Consider the following 18,867-nt stretch of genomic DNA (forward strand, 5'->3'; position numbering starts at 1 on the left):
CTGGCAGACTGATTCCCGGCTAGCGCGAACTGGTCGTCGCGAGTTCCGTCTCGTCGGCGGCGCGCCGTGCCATCCGGCCCGCCATCCACGCGCACACGAGCAACTGCAGTTGGTGGAAGAGCATGAGCGGCAGCACTATCAGGCCGATCGGCTGGCTGGCGAACAGGACGGTGGCCATCGGAAGACCGGTGGCGAGGCTCTTCTTCGATCCGCAGAACGTGATCGTGATCTGATCGGCCCGGTCGAAACCGAGGCGCTTCGACCCGAACCAGGTGACGGATAGGACCACTGCGAGCAGCACCGTGCATACCGCGAGCAGGCCGAGGAGTCGGCCGACGGACAGCGTGCCCCAGATACCCTCGTTCATTCCTTCACTGAATGCGACGTAGACGACCAGCAGGATCGATCCCCGATCAACCAGCTTGAGGGGCGCGCCGTGCTTCTTCACCCAGGGGCCGATCCACCGTCGCACGGCCTGTCCGGCGATGAACGGCAGCAGGAGCATGACGAGGATGCCGATCGCGGAGGACGCGTCGAATCCAGCCCCCTCACTCGTCATCAGCAATGCCACGAGGAGCGGAGTGACGAAGATGCCGAGGATGTTGGAGAACGAGGCGCTGACGATCGCGCCGGGCACATTACCTCGGGCGATCGATACAAAGGCGATCGATGACTGGACCGTCGACGGCAGGAGGCAGACATAGAGGAGGCCGAGGTACAGCGGTTGGGTCAAAATCGTCGGGACCAGCAGGCGCGCAGCGATTCCGAGTAGCGGGAAAATCACGAACGTCGCCGCCAGGATGGTGAGGTGGATGCGCCAGTGGCGCAGACCGTGCAGCGCCTCCTGGGTGGAGAGCCGGGCGCCGTAGAGGAAGAACAGAATTCCGACGGCAACCTTCGTGGCCCAGGTGAACGCGGTCAGGGCCGTGCCGTCTGCGGGCACCAGGCTGGCGATCCCGACGGTGATCAGGATGCCGAGAATGAAAGGATCGAGTCTTCCGAGTAGCGGGATCTTCGTCAGCATGGTTCGACCGTAAGGAACGCGCGGATATTTCGAAAGACGATGGCTGCGTTTACTGTAATGCCGAATCGTGATAACAATGGGTGATGTTTGATCCGGTTCATCTGCGGAGTTTCCTGGCGGTCGCGCGCACCCGGAGTTTCACCGCCGCGGCCCGGCGCCTGAATCTGCGGCAATCGACGGTCAGCCAGCACGTGGGGAAGTTGGAACTGGCGGCCGGGCGCCGCCTGTTTCTGCGGGACACGCATTCGGTCGAGCTGACTGCGGACGGCTCCGTGATGGTGGGTTTCGCGACATCGATACTCGAGCGGCACTCGGACGCCGAGCGTTACTTCACGCAATCCGGTGTGCGAGGGCGCGTCCGGTTCGGGGCATCCGAAGATCTGGTTCTGCACGAGCTCCCGCAAGTTCTGGGCGAATTCCGCCGCAGCCATCCACTGGTGGATCTCGAACTCACGGTGGCGTTGAGCGAAGTGTTGTTTCGGCAACTGCGCGAAGGCCAGCTGGACCTGGTCTTCGGGAAGCGTCGCAGAGGAGAGCGGCACGGCGAATTGGTGTGGACCGACCGGTTGGCGTTCTTCGCGGCCCCCGACTTCGTTCCGGATGCAGAGGGGCCGGTGCCCCTGGTGACGTATCCGCCGCCGTCGATCACGAGGGAAGCGGCGCTCGACGTCCTGGAGAGGTCTGGACGCGGTGCGCGGGTGACCTGTGTGACGGACAGTTTGAACGGGCTGCGGGCCGCCTGCCTTGCAGGTCTCGGCGTCGTGTTCCATGCCGAGACGCTTCCACCCGCCGGGCTGGCTCCGGTGCGGATGCGCTCTCGCGACGAATGGGGGCCGGCGGTCGACGTCGAATTCGTGTTGGAGGCCCGCCGGAGTGTTCTCAGCGAACCGGAGCAGGCACTGCGTGCTGCGATCCTCACGAATGCGGATCGACTGCGCGCGTGACCTCGGTGGGAATCGCCCACCGAGGCCGTCGAGCCGTCAGAAGATCAGTACGGACAGCGCGGTGGAGAGCACGAGGCCGGACACCACCGGCACGAAACATTTCCGGGCGAGTTCGAGGACCGGAACCCGGGCGAAGCCGGCGACCGCGATCAACGACGACCAGGCGACGAGCGTGCCGCCGCCGGACCAGATGTTCCCCATCTGACCGATCGCCGCCAAGGTTGCGGGATCCATACCGACAGCGGGCCCGAGCGCGCCCGCGAGCGACCCGGTCAGTGGGAGCCCGGTGAATCCGGAACCCTCTAGCCCCGCGATCATTCCGATGGCGAGAATGCCGAACGACGTGACGAAGGCGTTCTGCGGCAGGTGGGACTGGGCGGCGTTCACCAGGTCGAAGAGCAGCGTCGGACCGGTCACGTCCGCGGGAAGTCCCAGAATTGCGGCGGAGAAGTCACCGTTGCCGATGAAGAAGAATCCGGCGATCGGGATCACGATGCCCATCGCCTTGAACGCGAAGACCAGGCCGTCGATCAGATGCTCGGATGTCGTCTCGAGGAAGCCCTTCTTGTCGTTGGTCGCGGCCGCGGCGAACAGGATGAGCGCGGCGATGCCGCCGACCATCGCGGCCGCGTCGCCGCCCTTGAGGTCGGGCACCAGGTCGGTGAATTTGCCGACCATCAGGTAGACGATGAACGCCAGATACGCGGTGGGAACGAGTACTGCGAAAGTTTTTGCGGCGCGGATGCTCCGGAACGTGCCGTCGATGACCTGCCGGGCGGAGGCCGTGACGGGTTCGGCGAGGACGGCCGTCGACGTCGGGGGAGCCGCACTCGTCGCCGCTTCTGCCGGTGCGCGACTGATCGCGCTGCCGCCGGTAGGGGTCGCACCGCCGTCGGGGGAGTCGTCGCGGGGCTTGCCGAAGTCGCTCTCCGCGCGTGACTCCCAGTCGGTGAGCAGTTCTGGTGCGGGGCGGCGCATGTGCCTACGCTGCGTGAAATAGGTGATGAGGAGCGCTGTGCAACCGACGATCAGGGACATCACCAGGGCGCGGTCCGCGACGACGTCCGGATCGACTCCCGCCGACTTCGCCGACAGGCCGGGCGCCACCTTGATGATGTAGTCCGAGGACAGTGCCATGCCCTGCCCGCAGATGGCGATCGCCATCCCGACCGCCATCGGTGGAAGGCCCGCGCGGATGGCGACGGGGATGAGGACGGCTCCGATCAACGGAACCGCGGGGGTGGGCCAGAAGAACAGCGAGATCGTGTAGGTGACGACGGCCAGGACGATGAAGCTACTGGTGCCGCCGCGCATGACGCGCCGGAACGGGGCGACCATCAGCCTGTCGGCCCCCATCTGCCGGAGGGCGCCGAGCATCGCCGTCACCAACGAGATGATGAGGAAGATGTTGAACAGCTCGCGGGCGGCGACAAGGCTCGCATTGAAGATCGACGCGAGACCGGTGACGAGGCTGCCGGAGAACACGAAGGCGGTTAGGAAGGTGCCGATGACGGCGGGAACGACGATGTTCTTCCGCATGAGCATCGTCCCGAGGATGACAATGATTCCTCCGAGATACACCCAATGTGCGGCGGTGAGACTTACATCCACGGTGCGCCCTTCGAAATAGATACAGACTAGTGGCACTAGTCACAGTGCAGTGATACTGCGCGGGGCGTTTTCCAGGGTCAACGTCCAGAGTGCACATCGATGACCCAGCGTATTTGTGCATTGTGCCCGGCATTTTTCGCCGATATTGCTTGTTGTCACGCGCAAGTAAAGGAATGCTCGACAGAAGCCGTTTCACGGAATCCCGTGTTCATAATTAGGCCTGCCTATCCAAATATGGCGGGCGTGGTGCGGCATGGGTATGGCGGGAAATGGCATCGCCGAAACGCGAATTCTCGGATGAAAGTGGACTCTATGAACACGGCGGTCGGTCAGGCTCAGAGTGCAACTGCGGGTGGCGAACGCGGACCCGGCACGTCGCCCGCGTTGGCGGCGCTGCTCGCCGGAACGTTCGTCGGCACGGTCAGCAACAACATCGTCAACGTCCCGTTGAACGCGATCCTCACCGACTTCGACGCCGGTCTCGGTAGCGGCATCTTCGTCGTCGTCGGATTCCTCCTCACCTTCGCGGCGACGATGCCACTGGCCGGGTGGATCGGTGACCGGTTCGGTCGCAGGCGTGTGTACTGCGCCGCCCTGCTGGGAACCGCGGTCTGCTCGCTCGGCGCGGCGCTCGCGCCGTCCCTGCCGGTGCTCGTGATCTGGCGTTCACTCGGCGGGATCGCGGCGGCCGCGTTCGCGCCCGCGGTCATGGGCCTGATCGCGTGGTTGTTCGGACCCGCGCGGCGGGCGCGCGCCGTCGGCGCCTGGGCGGCGGTAAACGGAATCGGTCAGGCCGTCGGCCCGTCCATGGGCGGAATCGTCAGCGACTTGTGGGGCTGGCGGTGGGTATTCGTGCCACTGGTGCCGGTGGCCCTCATCGGGTTCGCCGCGACCCTCCGCTACATTCCGCGCTACCCCGGCAAGAAGATGCGACTCGACGTGATCGGGGCGTTCGCCGTCACGCTCGGCGCGGTCCTGCTCATCCTCGGCCTCACGACCGTCTCGATGGAGCAGGTGCCCGCCTGGACGGCCGCCGCAACTATCGGCGCCGGAGTTGTCGTCACGGCCGGGTTCGTGATCCATTGCCGGCGGGCGGCGAACCCGTTCGTGCCTATCGACCTGGTGATCGAATCGCGTTTCCTGCGCAGCGCTCTCGCCGCCTTCACCCAGATGTTCGCGCTCGGCGCCCTGCTGCTCGCGCTTCCGCTCTACCTGACGGGCTCGGGCAGTTCGACCACACAGGCGGGTCTGATGCTCTTCGTGCTGCCGGTCGTCATGACGTGCGCGGCGCCCGTCGTCGGCCGTCTCGTCGACAGGATCGGGGCCCGGGTGGTGATGCGGTCCGGTCTGACGATCTTGATCGGTAGCCAAGTGGCACTGGCGATCACGCTGTCGGTCGACATCCGGAACCCGGTCGCCGTCGGCGCCGTGCTCGTCGTCGCCGGAGTGGGGATCGGCATGGTCCAGACGCCCGCCGCGGCCGGTTCGACCCGTTCGCCCGCGGGGGCCGTCGGAACCGGTCTGGGACTGTTCAACCTCATCCGCTTCGGTGGCTCGGCCGTCGGTGCCGCCTGGGTGGGCGTGGCGGCGCATCTGGCGGCCGATCCGTACGGACTGCTGTTCGTGGTGGCGGCCCTCGTCGTGCTCGCCGGATTGGCCGGGACGTTCGTCGGCGAGGACCCGGTGGCGGTCTGAGAGCTAGCGGGTCACGATCTCGTGGTTGACGGTGGCCTGCACCTGGGAAAGCAGATCGAGACGGAGCGCCAGCCACAGCGTGAACTGGTTCTCGGGTTCCCGGATGTCCATGCCGATGAGCCGTGACGTGCGATCGAGCTTGGCGATCATCGTGTTCCGGTGGATTCGGAGGCGCCGCGCCGCCGCGTTGATGTTGCCGCCCTCCTCGAGGTAGGCGAACAGCAACTCCTCGGTGTCGGCGTGCAAATTCGACGCCCGAAGGGGGCCGAGGACGTCACGGATGAGCCGGCGGCTCTCGTCGGTATCGGTCGCGCGGGCGAGCACGCTGAAGCCCCGCAGGTCGTTGTAGGCCACCGAACCGGACAGCCCGAGTCGCTGGGCGATGCCCAGCGTGATCCGGGCCTCGCGATAGCTTTCCCCGATGTCGCGGGCGCCCGCCGCCGGACGTCCGTGGGCCACCGGAATCCGCTGACCCAAACGAGCTTCGAGATCGAGAGACATGGCGTGCGCGTACTCGCTGATCTCGGATTCGACGCCGGGCGCGTCGGCGGAACTCAGCGATCGGATCACCACGAGCACGTCGCCGATGACAGTGACGTGAGAACGTACGCCCGGACGCGGCAGGACTCCGGCGGCGTACCGGGCCAACCGGACCATGCTCGCGCCGGGCCGTCCCGATGCCCGGTCGACGAGGCCGGGAGCGACGAAGACGATGTAGTGCAGGTCCAGATCGATCTCGTGCAGCGCGGCCCGGGTCCGCAGGTCGTGGTCGTTGGCGAAGTTGCCGTGCACGAGGGCCTGGACGAAGTCGCCGCGTGCTCGCTCCTCGGCCTCGTCCACGCTCCGCTGCCGAAGCATCTCGGTGCCGATGATCGTCCCGGCCTGTTCGACGACCACCCGGTGCTGCGCGATGTCGTGCCTGCGGGGGTTCACGCCGGGCACGATGACCACGACCCAGCCCTCGTAACGGCCTGCGAGTTGCATGGCCCCGGCGACCGCCGTCGTGGGTGCGAACAGTCCATCCGGATGCTCCAGGCGCAACACGTGCACGTTGTGCATCCGTGCCGGCGGCGATTCCTCGAGCCGCGGCAGGTCGTCCGCGAGAGCGTCCAGCAGGGCGACGGTGCCCGCGTCCTCGGCGTCCGGTAGACCCGCGTGCGCGAGGAGGCGTCCCCGGACGTCCAGGGCGACAGCGACGTCCGAGGTCAGCGTCGCGACCTCGCGGATCAGCATGGGCAGACCCGCTCCGCGGTGCAGTAACCCGGCGAGCGACTGGTGCACGGTGAGCGCATAGCGCATCACGTGCGCTTCCTGGGTGAGTGCGCGCTCGGCGAGGAGCCGGTTGAGTGCGGTGAACCCGACGGGAAATCCCAGCTCCACGACCGTGAGTCCGGCCGGCCAGACCGTGCCGGCGGGCGCCGACCCGTCGACAAGAAGGACCCCGGCACCCCGTGCCACCAGTGATTCGAGTTCACGCCCGTGCGAGGACAGGGTTTCCGGCCGGGTATACACAGCGACCTCGGCGAGCGAGTCGGGCCGGCTCATCACCTCACCCCATGGTAGGCACCACGTCACCGGGCCGCGCAGCGCATCCGTGCCGGACAGCAGCCGGGCCGACGCAAGCAGGGGTTCTTCCAGCAGGCCGCCTAAAGACAGTCGCTGGTCCTCCGCGTTCGGTGTCGTGGTGTCGTCCACTACGGCCCTCCTCGGGTGTGTCGAAAAGTGCAGTATGGCGGAGCGCGCGCTTGCACTTCCTATGCACTATGCCCTGACTTCGCCGAAATTGCCGGATAGTTTGACCATGGTTCGTCCGGCTATGCCGGTGATAGAAATCGGTGCATCACTTCCTCCCGAATACGCAACGGAGAAGACAAATGCACCAGGTTCACCGAATCACCCTCGACGACGCACTTCCACTGCTCGCAGCGGGCCGCGCGAAGGCCGAGGAAATCGGCGTCAAGCAGACCCTGTGCGTCTGCGACGACGGCGGCAACGTGCTGGCCTTGCACCGACTGCCCGGAGCGCGCCTGACCGGCGTCGACATCGCGATCGCCAAAGCGTTCACCGCGGCCGGCCACGAGCGGGCAACGCACCTGTTCAACGAGGCCCCCGACGGTCCCGCGTTGCCCGGGAACGAGGCATTCGGCATCAGCCAGATGCTGCCGGGCAAGTTCGCGGTGTTCGTCGGCGGATTTCCCCTCGTCTTCGACGGCCAGATCGTCGGCGGCGTCGGTATCAGCGGTGGAAACGGCAAGCAGGACAAGGCGGTCGGAGCAGCGATGCTGGCCGAGTTCGAAGCCCTCGCCGCAGTACCCAACTGAATGCCACGATGTGCCGACAACCTGCACATCGAAACCGTTCCAACGCAGTCACTTCGACCGTCGTCGGGCAGGCCGCGAGTCGATAACGTCGAAACCACTCCAGTCGGAGCATCCCCAACCAATCTCATACTCGAGGAAGACGAGGCACATCATGACCGAACTTCTAGGCAGGGACGAATTCCGCGCAGCTCTGGAGAACGCCATCAAGGGCCGCGAGGCGAAGAACGCCTCGTTCAGCAAGGCGTGGGCCGAGGGCAAGCTAGAGAAGCATCATTTCGCGCGGTGGGCGGAGAACCACTACCACTACGTCGGCCCCTTCGCTGACTACCTCGCGAACATCTACTCGAATACCCCCGACACCTTCACCAATGCAAAGGATTTCACCCTCCAGAACATGTACGAGGAGGAACTGGCCGACATTCGGCACACCGACCTCCTCATCAAGTTTGCCGAGGCGTGCGGCACCACGAAGGAACGAGTCGAGGATCCGTCGAACATGAACGCGATCACCCGCGGACTCCAGTCCTGGTGCTACGCGGTGTCGCAGCGTGAACACTTCGTCGTGGCCACCGCCGCGCTCGTCGTCGGACTCGAGTCTCAGGTTCCGAGCATCTACAAGAAGCAGATCATCCCTCTGCGCGAGGTGTACGGGTTCACCGAGGACGAGATCGAGTTCTTCGACTTGCACATCACGTCGGACGTCGTGCACGGTGAGCGTGGATACCAGATCGTGCTCGACCATGCGGATACCCCGCAGCTGCAACAGCGTTGCCTGCAACTCGTGCAGTGGGGCGCCGAGATGCGCTTCTCGTACACGAAGGGTCTCTACGACACCTACGTGGCGACCGACCTCGAGCTCGCGACCGCATGACCGTGCGTCCGGAGGGGCCCACATCGGGGCCCCTCCGGACGCGGGTATCTCGCCCGACAGGAGAGAACGATGGAGACGAATTGGACCCGGCTGATCACCGTGCGTGAGCTCGGTCGCCACCGGAAGCTTCGCGTCGAGGTCGGGGACACCGCGGTCGCCCTGTTCCAGGCGGACGACCGGATCTACGCCTTTCGTGATCTGTGCATCCATCAGGATCGGTCACTGGCGAAAGGAACCCTGCTGCACGGGCGGGTCATCTGCCCAGGCCACCAGTGGGCGTTCGACCTCGACACCGGCTACGAGGAGGACCAGGACCTGTGCCAGCCGACCTACGCGGTGAAGGTCGAGGATGACGTCGTCTACGTGGATCTCACCCGAAGCCCCGATTACGCCGAGACCACGACTTCGCCGGCCGAAGTCGACTGAGAGAGCGAGTGACCCCATGACGTTGAACACCATCGTCTCCATCGGCGCCGGCCAGACCGCTGCCGTCGCGGCGCGCACCCTGCGGCGCCGAGGGTTCGACGGCAGGATCCTCCTCGTCGGCGACGAGCCGCACGCGCCGTATCAGCGCCCGCCGCTGTCCAAGGAATTCCTTGCCGGGCAGGAGGATCGCGAATCGTTAATGCTCCTTCCCGACGCGTGGCGAGACAAGCAGAACGTCGAACTCCTCACCGGCACGACAGTGACGCGGATCGACGTGAGCGCCGGGTCGGTCGAACTGTCCGGCGGCCGGAGACTTGCGGCCGATGCCGTGCTCGTCGCCACCGGCGGCAGGCCGCGCACGATGCCGGTGAGCGGTCCAGCGCCCGAACGGGTGCACTATCTGCGGACAATCGACGACGCCGAACGGCTCGCCGCCCACCTTTGTCCCGGTGTCGGCCTGGTGCTGATCGGAGGAGGCTTCGTTGGACTCGAAATTGCCGCCACCGCACGAACCCTGGGGGCGGAGGTGACCGTTCTCGAGGCGGACCCGGTTCCTCTCGCCCGAATTCTCGGACCCGAGATGGGCGACGTCTGTACTCGGTTGCAGCGAGAGAACGGAGTCACCGTCCGCGGCGGCGTCCGGGTCGACACCGTGACGACCCGACCCGACGGCGTACTCATCGACCTCGAGGGCGGGGAGGTAATTCAGGCCGACGTCGTGGTGGTGGGCATCGGGATCGTCCCCAACGTCGAGGTCGCACAGGCTTCCGGACTGGCCGTCGACGGCGGGATCCTCGTGGATGCGCAGGGGCGGACATCGGTTCCACACGTGTACGCCGCCGGCGACGTGGCAGCGCGATTCTCCGACGTGGCAGGCAGACACGTTCGCGTCGAACACTTCGACAACGCGAGCAAGCAGGGGGCGGCGACCGCGAACCTGATGCTCGGACGCGTCGGGGTGGTGGACCCCGCGCACTGGTTCTGGTCCGATCAGTTCGGTAAGAACATTCAGTTCGCCGGCACCGCCCGCTACACCGACCTTGTTCTCCGGGGCAGCGCCGACGGCGGCGAGTTCACCGCCTTCTACCTGGACGGCGGTGTCGTGCGCGGCGCCTTCGCGCTCGACCGCGGCGACGAGATCAGCGCGGCCAGAGAACTGATCGGCAGGTCGATCGCGCCGACCCGGTTGGCGGACGAGGATGTCGATCTGTTCGACCTGATGGACGAGGACGACGAGGAATTGGTGACGGTGTCATGATCGAGGGACTCAACTTCATTGACGGGCAGTGGGTCCCGTCATCTTCCGGAGCGACGTTCGAGCGGCGCAACCCCGCCGACCACGACGACGTGATCGGCGTATTCCCGGACTCGACCGCGGCGGACGTGGATGCCGCCGTCAGCGCGGTGGACAAGGCGGCGCCGCAGTGGGCCGCGACGCCCCCGGAACACCGCGCGGCGATCCTCGAGGCCGCGGCCGCGCACCTCGAGGCGCGCGCAGCCGAACTCGTCGACGAACTCGTCCGGGAGGAGGGCAAGACCCGCGCCGAGGCGACCATGGAAGTCGGTCGCACGCCGATGAATCTGCGCTTCTACGCGGGTGAGGCGCTCCGCACCACCGGCAGTACGTACCCCACCCCGGGTGAGGGACTCGTCATCACCCTCCGCGAACCCGTCGGAATCGTCGGGGCGATCACCCCGTGGAACTTCCCCCTCAACATTCCGTCGCGCAAACTCGGACCGGCGCTGGCTGCCGGCAATGTGGTGGTGTTCAAACCGTCCGAGCTCACACCGTTGATGGGACAGCGGTTGGTCGAGGCGCTGCTCGCCGCGGGACTTCCGGCCGGTGCCCTCGCCCTCGTCCAGGGTTCCGGTCGTGCCGGTGCCGCGGTCGCGGCGGACGAACGCGTCGACGCCGTGACGTTCACGGGCTCCACCCAGGTGGGCCGCGCGATCCACGCGGCAGTGGGCCCGTCTCGCCGCAGTCAGCTGGAGATGGGCGGCAAGAACCCCGTCGTGGTCCTGGGCGACGCCGACGTGGACAAGGCGGCCGCACTGATCGTCAAGGGCGCCTTCGGTTTGGCCGGGCAAGCGTGCACAGGCACCAGCCGGGTGATCGCGGTGAACGCGATCCACGACCGGTTGCTGGACCGCGTGGTGGAGCTTGCAAAGGGGATCACCGTCGGCCCGGGCGCCGACCCTGGTGTGGGGATGGGGGCTCTCGCGAGCGCGGGGCAGCTCTCCAAATTTCTCGAGTACGTACAGATCGCCCATGATGAAGGCGCCGAACTGGCCTGCGGCGGAGTAAGTCTCGACAGTGGGAACGGCTATTTCGCCGTCCCCACCGTGTTCGCCGGTGGCAGCACCGACATGCGGGTGGTCACGGAAGAAGTGTTCGGACCACTGCTGGTCTTCCTGCGAGCGTCCGGATTCGACGAGGCGGTCGCACTCGCGAACGACACGGAGTTCGGACTCAGCGCGGGAATTGTCACCAACGACGTGACCAAGGCACTCGCTTTCGCCGGCCGTTCCGAATCGGGCCTGGTGAAGATCAACCAGCCCACCACCGGCATGAGCATGAACGCGCCGTTCGGCGGATACAAGGCGTCGAGCACGCAAACCCACAAGGAACAGGCGGGCGACTCGATGATGCAGTTCTACCAAGCCGAGAAGACCGTCTACCTCAGCCCTTCGGCCTGAGACGTACCTGTCCACAGAGGGAGAAGACCATGGAATTCACTCGCATTGCGCGCTCCGGACAGGTTGCCGAAGGCATCGTGCGCCGCTTCTTCGCCGGCGAACACGAATTCGCGGTGGCCCGCCTGAACGGGAAGGCATACGCCACCTCCAACTACTGCACGCACCTGGACTGCCTGCTCTCGTCCGGGAAACTCGTCGACGACGGCATCGGATGCTCCTGCCACGGAAGCGTATTCGATCTGGAGACCGGGGAACCCGTGTGCCCGCCGGCGACGGTGGCCATCAAGACCTACCCGGTCGAGGAACGCGACGGCGAGATCTTCGTCGGCATCGACCCCGAGGACACCAGCTCCATCCCGCGCCGGCGAGCCGGGCGGGGGTGCATGAAGTGAATCCTCGACCGCCCACACTCTCCGCCGACGGCATGGTCTCGTCCAGTTATCCCGCGGCGAGCACGGTAGGTGCCCGAGTACTGGCCGACGGCGGCAACGCCATCGACGCAACGCTGGCCATGGCCGCGATGACCTGGCTGACGTTGCCGGGGCAATGCGGAATCGGCGGTGACGCGTTCGCCGTCGTCCGCGAACCGGACGGATCGGTGTGGACGGTCGGGGGCAGCGGCTTCGGGCCCGACGGCGGTGACGTGGACTTCTACACCGAACGTGGGCTGCGGTCGATTCCCCTCGATGGAGCGCTGGCGGTGGCGGTTCCCGGAGCGCCGGCGGCCCTCGGCGCGCTGCACGCGGGTGGCGCCACCCGCTCGCTGACGGATCTCTGGGCACCAGCCGTGCGCGCGGCCGAGCAGGGACTTCCCTGCTCGGCCAAGACCCGGGACGACGTGAGCGAAGCGCAGACCGCGATCGCCGCCGACCCCGGCCTGCGCGCGGTGTATCTCCCGAACGGGCGGCTGCCGCAGGTCGGGGAACTGCTGCCGCAGCGCGACCTGGCCCGATCCATCCGCGCTCTGGCGCGCGACGTGCACGGCTTCTACACCGGCTCGTTCGCTCGGCAGGCTGTCGAGGCGCTCCGCGCCGGTGGGGCACCGTTCGGCGGGGACGAGTGGGCGGCAGGCGCCGACGTGCGACCGGAGTCGGCGATCAGCGGGCACTACGCCGGCGCGGTCGTTCACCAGACACCCCTGCCCACCCCCGGGTGGATGGTGCTCCAGCAGGCGGCGTTGAACGACGGCGTCGTCGGCTTCTCCCCGTGGCTCACCGCTCCGGCGGTCGATCGCATGGCGAGAGCAGCCCGTCTGGCGTTCGAGGACCGGTTCGCGAGCTGCGGCAGCGGCAACGACGGGTGGAAGGACGTGCTCGAGCCGGCCGCAATCGGGGCGGCGAGAGAGCGACTGGACGGCCGCCGGGCGTCGGCGGGCGCCTTCAGCGTCAGCGCCGGAGACACCACCTCGACCGTCGCGGTGGACTCCGACGGCCGCGCCGTCAGTTTCATCCACTCGCTCGCCTTCACGTTCGGCGCCAAGATGACGGTTCCCGGCACCGGAGTCGCATTGAACAACCGATACGGCCGCGGGGCCTACCTGATCCCGGGACATCCCAACGCCGCGGCGCCGCGACGTAAGCCGCTGCACACCCTCAACGCGTGGGTGATCACCGATACGGCCGGGAATCTCCTGCACGTCGGCAACACCCCGGGCGGGGACGGCCAGGTGCAGTGGAACATGCAATTGATCTCGCATCTGCTCGATCACGGGCTCGACCCGGCGGAGGCGGTCGCGGCGCCTCGTTTCACGGTCTTCCCCGGAAGCGACGCCGACGTGGTCGGTCGCCCGGCGGAACTGCGGTGCGAGTCCCGCATTCCGGGGGAGGTGCGCACCGAGTTGGCGCGCCTCGGTCACGACGTCGCACTGCAGGGTCCGTGGGCCGCAGGCGGAAGCGCCCAGATCATCTCCCTCGACGCAGCGCGCGGCCTGCTGTCCGGCGCCGCCGACCCCCGCCAGGAAGGAATAGCGCTCGGTGTCTGAGCAGGAATCCGTCGCCACCGCCCCACAACCCCAGGGCCGCTACATTCCCGCTGTCGTGCACGACGGGATCGCGTACAGCGCCGGGATGACGCCACGCCGCGACGGAGTGCTGACGGTTACCGGTGTCGTCGGGCGAGACCTGGATATCCCGCGGGCCCGGGAGGCGGCCAGGTTGGCGGCGAGAAACGCGATCGACGCCGTCGCCGCGGCCGCGGGCGGCACGGCGGCGATCTCACGATGCCTGCGCATGAGCGTCTTCGTCGCGTGTGCCCCGGACTTCCGCGAGTTGTCCGCGGTGGCCGACGGCGCTTCCGACGTGCTGGTCGAATGCCTGGGACCCGACGCGCTGCCGGTCCGCAGCGCGATCGGTGTGTACGCCCTGCCGTCCGGCGCACCGGTGGAGATAGAGCTCACTGTGGCTGTCTCTGCATAGACCCGACGGAGTCGACTTGTGCGGGCGCCGATCTGGAGGACACCGACTTGGCAAAGTCGGATCTTTCGCACTCGAAAATGGGCGACGTGATGCTTGCAGAAGCGGCGCTGATCCAAACGAACCTGTTCGCGGCGAGCCTTGAGCGTGTCATCTTGGCACAGTGCCTTCTGATCACACCAGAGCTTTTGCCGCGGCAATCAGCGCCCGTAGCAGTCGCTATTCCCCAGTTCTGATCGGCGTGCGCATCGCGGATACGTTGAAGTTCGTGGCCGAAGGTTCCAACGTCGTGATGGATCGCGGAACGTTACAGAATGCGGTCGAGGGGACGGGACCTGATCCGGACCGCTGCGACTTCGATTGCCCGAGGGATGCCGTCCAGCCGCTGGCACAGGCGGGCAACCTCCAGGCGGCTCACGTCGTCGAGGGTGTTTGTTCCCGGGCTTGACGTCACGGTGCAGGATCCCGAGGCGGTGGACAGTCTCGAGCGCACCGGCCATCTTCACCCCGAGTCGCAACGCTTCGTCGAGCGGGAGCGGTCCGTGACGGCGGATCCGCGTGTCGAGTGAGTCCTGGGCGTGGTACGGGATGACGATGTACGGCCGACCGTTGTCGGTCACGCCGACGTGGAGAACATTGTCGACTTTGGGGTGCCCGGTCAGCTTGCCCGCAGCGCGCTGCGCGCAGTCCGCACATCAGTGGGCGCCCCGCACCTACGCTGCGCGCGGGCCCGGCAGCCCCACGGCAGCCAGGCCCCCTGACCGGTCACCTCTCGGCCGGGAGGCCATCCGCCGCAAGTGTCCCGGGACGCCCCCTCTTCCTCGGACACGGGCGGCATCTCGTGTGCCTTCCGAACCACGAGGGGACACCGCCTGGCTCACGAACTCGCCGTCGACGCCGGCCCACGAAGCCGCAGAACACTCTAAACGTTCACACGACCGACCGAAGCCGAAATACGGTTGTCATTTTCTGCGCACCTTGCACATCGAACAGGCTCGCGGATAGTCACTTTGACGTTGACGACACGGCAAAGGCAGGCCAGGATCATGCGACAACCGGGCTGCGGCGCCCCGCGTCGCGACCCAACATTCGTCGCTACTCGGCCGTCCTCACCCGCACATTTCCGAGGTACTCGCCGCAGGTAGTTCGATACAAGGAGTCGCACGTGGGTGCTGCGCAGATCGTCTTCTTACTAGGCCTTACTTCGCTGATCGTGGCCATGGCACTACGCAAGAACGTCATGATCCCCGCGGTGCTCGCGACATTTGCCACGGCACTGGCGTACAGCGGCAGCGTCCCGAATGCCGTCATGTCAGTGTTCCGGGCCACCATTACCTCCGGTACCGCACTGTTCGAGATCTTTATCGTCATCGCCGCGGTGACCTCGATGCTCGCGGCGATGCGGACCATCGGTTCCGATGAGGTGATGGTGCGCCCCGTCAGCCGGTGGATGATCAATGGTCGCGTCGCGTACATCGTGCTGTTCGTCTTCACCTATCTTCTCTCGCTGTTCTTCTGGCCGACCCCGGCACTGGCCCTGATCGGTGCGGTCCTACTTCCTGCCGCGATCAAGGTAGGTCTGCCGCCGCTCGGTGCCGCGGTGGTTCTCGCGATCTCCGGCCAGGGGATGTCGATCGCCTCCGACTACGTGATCGGCCTTGCGCCGTCGATTTCCGCGAGCGGCGCGGGCGTTCCCGCCGACGACATCGCCGACCGTGCCCTGGTGATCTCATTGATCGTCGGTATCACCGCGGCGGTGCTCGCCTACTTCCTGACCGTCCGCCGCAGGATGCGTACGGACGCAGTTCCGGGCACCGACCCGATCGGTGGAACCGTACCTCGCCCCGGTGGTGTCGGTGGCACGCCCGGTGGCACGTCTGCTGGTCTCGCGCCGGGCCCGCGGGTCGCGGTCTCACCCACTGTCACGGACGTGCTCGACGAGGACCTGCCCGGTTTCGAGGACGACGGAACGAGAATCACCGATCGTCCGACGCTGACCCGTGCTTGGGCGATCGGCGTGCCCGCCGCGTTCGTCGCCGTCCTGGCCTACATGTTGGTCGGTCGTTTCACCGACCTCGTCCCCTGGGAGGACGGGGCGGGCGCGTCCCTGGTGGGAGGTACGGCAATCATCATGATGGCGCTCGTGACCGTCACGTCACGACGCTCCGAGGCTCTCGAATTCTGCGCCACCCACTTCATCGATGGTCTGTCGTACGCATTCAGGGCAATGGGCATCATCCTTCCCGTCGCAGGTTTCGTGTACATCGGCATTCCCGATTACTCGGGCGCCATCCTCGGACTCGACGACGCCACCGCCGGTCCGGCCTTCCTCTTCGACACGGTGGAACGGGTCCAGCCGTACATCCCCGACAACGGCGTATTCGTCGCGTTCAGCATGCTCTTTATCGGTATGGCGGTCGGTCTCGACGGTTCGGGGTGGGCCGGTCTACCCCTCACCGGCGGGCTGGCTGCCGCGCTGGCCCCGCAGTCCGGGATGGACACCGCAACATTGGCGGCCATCGCCCAGAACGGCGCCACGTGGACGGGTGGGGGAACCCTCGTGATCTGGTCATCACTGGTGGTGGTCGCCGGATTCTGCCGGATACCGGTTGCCGAACTGGTCCGCCACCTCGTCGTCCCGGTGATGGCCGGACTGCTGCTGGCTACCGGAGCCGCCGTCGTCATCTGGTAGCGACTTATCGCCGAACACGGTTTCCGCACAACCCCGACATGAAAAGGACACTACGAATGAGCTCGGTCCCGTTCCGCTACGACCCCGCACGCTGCGCACTGATCGTCATCGACATGCAGAACGATTTCTGCTCTCCCGACGGGTCGCTGGCACAGAGGGGCTTCGACGTGACCGCCCCCGTGGCGATGGCTCCGCGACTGGACCGCCTCATCGCGTCCGCGCGCACGGCCGGGGTCCGGGTGATCTTTGTACGTACCCTGCACGACGAAACCACCGATACACCCCAGTGGCTCGGCCGCGTGGGCGAGGGACCGGACGCGGCACGAACCGGAATTACCTGCCGCACAGGAACACCCGGGGCAGACTACTACGCCGCCGTTCCACAGGAACGCGACGTGGTGATCACGAAGTACCGGTTCAGCGCATTCGTCGGCACCAACCTCGACCTCACCCTGCGTTCCCTCGGCATCGATTCCCTGCTCTTCACCGGCGTCGCCACCGAGGTGTGTGTCGAGTCGAGTCTGCGTAGCGCGCTGTTTCACGAATACTGGGTCTCGCTCGTCGAAGACTGCGCTGCCACCTACAGCCGAACAGCCCACGACGCTTCGGTGTCCGTCGTCGCACAGAACTTCGGCACCGTGATCACCGCCGAGAAGCTCGAGTCGTTCTGGACCGCACTCCCGGGATCGTGAACGGCTGAAGCATCGCCGACCGGTACACCGGGCCCCGACCGATCCGCGGGGCGAGCCTGGAACTACGCCGCTCTCAGTCTCGGCCAATCGCGGTCCGCGATCAACAGCGCTCTGGAAGAAGGCAATCTCGATGCATGATCAAAATGATGGTGTGCCCACCGTGATCAACGGTTCGAGGCTGAAACTACGTTCAGATCCTGCAATACCGCTGGTCGACGTATTGCGTCGGGAACTCCACCTGACCGGGACGCACATCCGCTGCCACGGCTAACGTCGCGACACTGCTCGCGCTCATCGCCGTCGTGGTCCTGATCTGACACAGGGCCGGTTGCCAGCTCAGCCCCGAGCTGGAGCGGCGTGGGTTCGGAGAAACTGGCGAATTCGAGATCCTTAAATCCACCAAACATGCCGTGCTCCGGGTACCGCCAGCGACGCTCCCGTTCGGCTGAACTTCTCGTTCAGTACCGGGAGTAGCACTGTCCAGTCGTCTGTTCGCTAGCGCAGATGCACTTTCGGTCGAGGTTTCGGTCCGAGGTCACGGCGCAAAACCGAATACCGAGCGCATCGTGGGTATCCGGGCTGTGCGGACATGCCGTGCAGGACAGCGTCGATTCCAGTGCCCGTGCAGGGCTAGATGACTTGGAAACCGCTAGAGAGTTCGACACATTGGTCGGGTTCGACGCCATCGCGGCGCTCCAGTTCTCGGCCCTTTGACTTCGGGCCGGTTTGGGCGCCGAGGACGACATGGCTTGACCGCGCATATTCGAATGACCCTCGACATCCACGAGGCTACACTTCCCCGCCGCCCCTTTGGCTCCGCGCGTGAACGACCCTCACATAGCAGAGGTGTCAGCGCACGGACCGTATTGCGGGACGCGTCGGCGGTTCACATCGTTCCGACGACCCTTTTCGACCCTCGGCGATCCTGTCACATTTACACCCGAACGAGTCCTCGATGCTTCGTGCGGAATCTTCGCCGTAAGCGGAACAACCAGCGGAACGGTCTCGCCCGAGAACACGCTGGCGGACACGTGATTCCCGCGAGCAAATCGACGACCGGTCAGCGATCCGCTTGCGGGAACCAACCGACCGCCGCCGAAAGGGACTCTGCTGGCCTTCCTATTGGTCCATCCATAGAGTCGGCATATGAGATGTGCGTTCGAAGGTGGAAACCTCGATGGGAGGTACCTCCACGTCGACGAACGGGAGATGAGTCCGTATCAAGGCCATCAGATGTGCTCCCCTGACCAGTCGCCCGCCCAGACCCGGAGCCATGGCCGCTGCGTGTACATGCGTACTGGACGAGCCGTCGAATGGAATGGGGACTCCTGGGTTGTCTTCACACACTACGGCGACTGGGCGCACTATGAGCCCAGTGGCGCGACGTCTGACTTCCGTCACCGATAAACGATCGCCAAGCGGGAGCGATCGGCAAGTCATGCTCGTAGGCTGAACGGAAGCACTCCGCCCCGGTCGCACCGCG

17 protein-coding genes and 1 pseudogene are annotated in these 18,867 nt (G+C 66.2%); 13 read left to right on the top strand and 5 right to left on the bottom strand.

Features of this window, described 5'->3' with window-relative positions:
* Window positions 1–19: 19 nt before the first annotated feature.
* Window positions 20–1,024 (bottom strand): bile acid:sodium symporter family protein, encoded by a 1,005-nt coding sequence (locus tag L1080_RS03800; protein ID WP_159925302.1) that lies wholly within the window; start codon window positions 1,022–1,024, stop codon window positions 20–22.
* 83 nt (window positions 1,025–1,107) lie between these two features.
* Here L1080_RS03800 and L1080_RS03805 point away from each other — a divergent pair, with 83 nt between their 5' ends.
* Window positions 1,108–1,968, top strand: a complete 861-nt coding sequence (locus L1080_RS03805; RefSeq protein ID WP_159925304.1) for a LysR family transcriptional regulator — start codon at window positions 1,108–1,110, stop codon at window positions 1,966–1,968.
* Window positions 1,969–2,004: 36 nt separating this feature from the next.
* Here the strand turns inward: L1080_RS03805 and L1080_RS03810 are convergent, their stop codons facing one another.
* Window positions 2,005–3,579 carry a hypothetical protein gene (locus L1080_RS03810; protein WP_159925306.1) on the bottom strand — a complete coding sequence of 525 codons (1,575 nt, stop codon included), beginning with the start codon at window positions 3,577–3,579 and terminating at the stop codon, window positions 2,005–2,007.
* A gap of 312 nt (window positions 3,580–3,891) precedes the next feature.
* Between L1080_RS03810 and L1080_RS03815 the strand changes: the two genes are divergently transcribed.
* Window positions 3,892–5,274 carry an MFS transporter gene (locus L1080_RS03815; RefSeq protein WP_250776625.1) on the top strand — a complete coding sequence of 461 codons (1,383 nt, stop codon included), beginning with the start codon at window positions 3,892–3,894 and terminating at the stop codon, window positions 5,272–5,274.
* A 3-nt stretch (window positions 5,275–5,277) separates the two neighbouring features.
* Here L1080_RS03815 and L1080_RS03820 read toward each other — a convergent pair whose 3' ends face one another.
* The gene (locus L1080_RS03820; RefSeq protein ID WP_250776626.1) at window positions 5,278–6,969 is read right to left on the bottom strand and encodes a PucR family transcriptional regulator; all 1,692 of its coding nucleotides are present in this window, start codon (window positions 6,967–6,969) and stop codon (window positions 5,278–5,280) included.
* A gap of 179 nt (window positions 6,970–7,148) precedes the next feature.
* Here L1080_RS03820 and L1080_RS03825 point away from each other — a divergent pair, with 179 nt between their 5' ends.
* The 9 genes from L1080_RS03825 to L1080_RS03865 all read left to right on the top strand — a co-directional run bounded on the left by L1080_RS03825 (window position 7,149) and on the right by L1080_RS03865 (window position 14,236).
* Window positions 7,149–7,595 carry a GlcG/HbpS family heme-binding protein gene (locus L1080_RS03825; RefSeq protein WP_250776627.1) on the top strand — a complete coding sequence of 149 codons (447 nt, stop codon included), beginning with the start codon at window positions 7,149–7,151 and terminating at the stop codon, window positions 7,593–7,595.
* Window positions 7,596–7,746: 151 nt separating this feature from the next.
* Window positions 7,747–8,466, top strand: a complete 720-nt coding sequence (locus L1080_RS03830) for a TenA family transcriptional regulator (RefSeq protein WP_159925314.1) — start codon at window positions 7,747–7,749, stop codon at window positions 8,464–8,466.
* A 69-nt stretch (window positions 8,467–8,535) separates the two neighbouring features.
* Window positions 8,536–8,892 (top strand): Rieske (2Fe-2S) protein, encoded by a 357-nt coding sequence (locus L1080_RS03835; RefSeq protein WP_159925316.1) that lies wholly within the window; start codon window positions 8,536–8,538, stop codon window positions 8,890–8,892.
* 16 nt (window positions 8,893–8,908) lie between these two features.
* Window positions 8,909–10,150: an NAD(P)/FAD-dependent oxidoreductase gene (locus L1080_RS03840; protein WP_250776628.1), complete on the top strand. Its 1,242-nt coding sequence runs from the start codon at window positions 8,909–8,911 to the stop codon at window positions 10,148–10,150.
* A complete protein-coding gene (locus tag L1080_RS03845) occupies window positions 10,147–11,589 on the top strand; it encodes an aldehyde dehydrogenase family protein (protein WP_250776629.1) in 1,443 nt (480 codons plus the stop codon). The genes L1080_RS03840 and L1080_RS03845 overlap by 4 nt, the downstream gene beginning before the upstream one ends.
* A 29-nt stretch (window positions 11,590–11,618) precedes the next feature.
* Window positions 11,619–11,981: a Rieske (2Fe-2S) protein gene (locus L1080_RS03850; protein WP_159925322.1), complete on the top strand. Its 363-nt coding sequence runs from the start codon at window positions 11,619–11,621 to the stop codon at window positions 11,979–11,981.
* Entirely contained in the window at window positions 11,978–13,570 is a 1,593-nt protein-coding gene (locus tag L1080_RS03855; protein ID WP_250776630.1) for a gamma-glutamyltransferase family protein, read from the top strand. The genes L1080_RS03850 and L1080_RS03855 overlap by 4 nt, the downstream gene beginning before the upstream one ends.
* Window positions 13,563–14,003 (top strand): RidA family protein, encoded by a 441-nt coding sequence (locus L1080_RS03860; protein WP_250776631.1) that lies wholly within the window; start codon window positions 13,563–13,565, stop codon window positions 14,001–14,003. Before L1080_RS03855 ends, L1080_RS03860 begins: the two co-directional genes overlap by 8 nt.
* A 47-nt stretch (window positions 14,004–14,050) precedes the next feature.
* The gene (locus L1080_RS03865; RefSeq protein ID WP_250776632.1) at window positions 14,051–14,236 is read left to right on the top strand and encodes a hypothetical protein; all 186 of its coding nucleotides are present in this window, start codon (window positions 14,051–14,053) and stop codon (window positions 14,234–14,236) included.
* Window positions 14,237–14,434: 198 nt separating this feature from the next.
* Here L1080_RS03865 and L1080_RS03870 read toward each other — a convergent pair.
* A pseudogene (locus L1080_RS03870) lies at window positions 14,435–14,680 on the bottom strand (protein kinase domain-containing protein); the annotation flags it as partial.
* 485 nt (window positions 14,681–15,165) lie between these two features.
* Between L1080_RS03870 and L1080_RS03875 the strand changes: the two are divergent.
* Together L1080_RS03875 and L1080_RS03880 are read left to right on the top strand one after the other, a co-directional pair.
* Window positions 15,166–16,692 carry a permease gene (locus tag L1080_RS03875; protein WP_250776633.1) on the top strand — a complete coding sequence of 509 codons (1,527 nt, stop codon included), beginning with the start codon at window positions 15,166–15,168 and terminating at the stop codon, window positions 16,690–16,692.
* 56 nt (window positions 16,693–16,748) lie between these two features.
* Window positions 16,749–17,384: a cysteine hydrolase family protein gene (locus L1080_RS03880; protein ID WP_250776634.1), complete on the top strand. Its 636-nt coding sequence runs from the start codon at window positions 16,749–16,751 to the stop codon at window positions 17,382–17,384.
* A 458-nt stretch (window positions 17,385–17,842) separates the two neighbouring features.
* Here L1080_RS03880 and L1080_RS03885 read toward each other — a convergent pair whose 3' ends face one another.
* Window positions 17,843–18,145, bottom strand: a complete 303-nt coding sequence (locus tag L1080_RS03885) for an RGCVC family protein (RefSeq protein WP_308202206.1) — start codon at window positions 18,143–18,145, stop codon at window positions 17,843–17,845.
* Window positions 18,146–18,867 lie beyond the last annotated feature (722 nt).

This window comes from Rhodococcus sp. MSC1_016 (assembly GCF_023667485.2).
Taxonomy (GTDB): domain Bacteria; phylum Actinomycetota; class Actinomycetes; order Mycobacteriales; family Mycobacteriaceae; genus Rhodococcus_F; species Rhodococcus_F oxybenzonivorans.

Coding starts and splice junctions, on each gene's coding strand:
- L1080_RS03800 (WP_159925302.1), bottom strand. CDS start 1,024: ATGCTGACGAAGATCCCGCTACTCGGAAGACTCGATCCTTTCATTCTC.
- L1080_RS03845 (WP_250776629.1), top strand. CDS start 10,147: ATGATCGAGGGACTCAACTTCATTGACGGGCAGTGGGTCCCGTCATCT.
- L1080_RS03815 (WP_250776625.1), top strand. CDS start 3,892: ATGAACACGGCGGTCGGTCAGGCTCAGAGTGCAACTGCGGGTGGCGAA.
- L1080_RS03880 (WP_250776634.1), top strand. CDS start 16,749: ATGAGCTCGGTCCCGTTCCGCTACGACCCCGCACGCTGCGCACTGATC.
- L1080_RS03885 (WP_308202206.1), bottom strand. CDS start 18,145: ATGCGCGGTCAAGCCATGTCGTCCTCGGCGCCCAAACCGGCCCGAAGT.
- L1080_RS03830 (WP_159925314.1), top strand. CDS start 7,747: ATGACCGAACTTCTAGGCAGGGACGAATTCCGCGCAGCTCTGGAGAAC.
- L1080_RS03835 (WP_159925316.1), top strand. CDS start 8,536: ATGGAGACGAATTGGACCCGGCTGATCACCGTGCGTGAGCTCGGTCGC.
- L1080_RS03805 (WP_159925304.1), top strand. CDS start 1,108: ATGTTTGATCCGGTTCATCTGCGGAGTTTCCTGGCGGTCGCGCGCACC.
- L1080_RS03840 (WP_250776628.1), top strand. CDS start 8,909: ATGACGTTGAACACCATCGTCTCCATCGGCGCCGGCCAGACCGCTGCC.
- L1080_RS03825 (WP_250776627.1), top strand. CDS start 7,149: ATGCACCAGGTTCACCGAATCACCCTCGACGACGCACTTCCACTGCTC.
- L1080_RS03850 (WP_159925322.1), top strand. CDS start 11,619: ATGGAATTCACTCGCATTGCGCGCTCCGGACAGGTTGCCGAAGGCATC.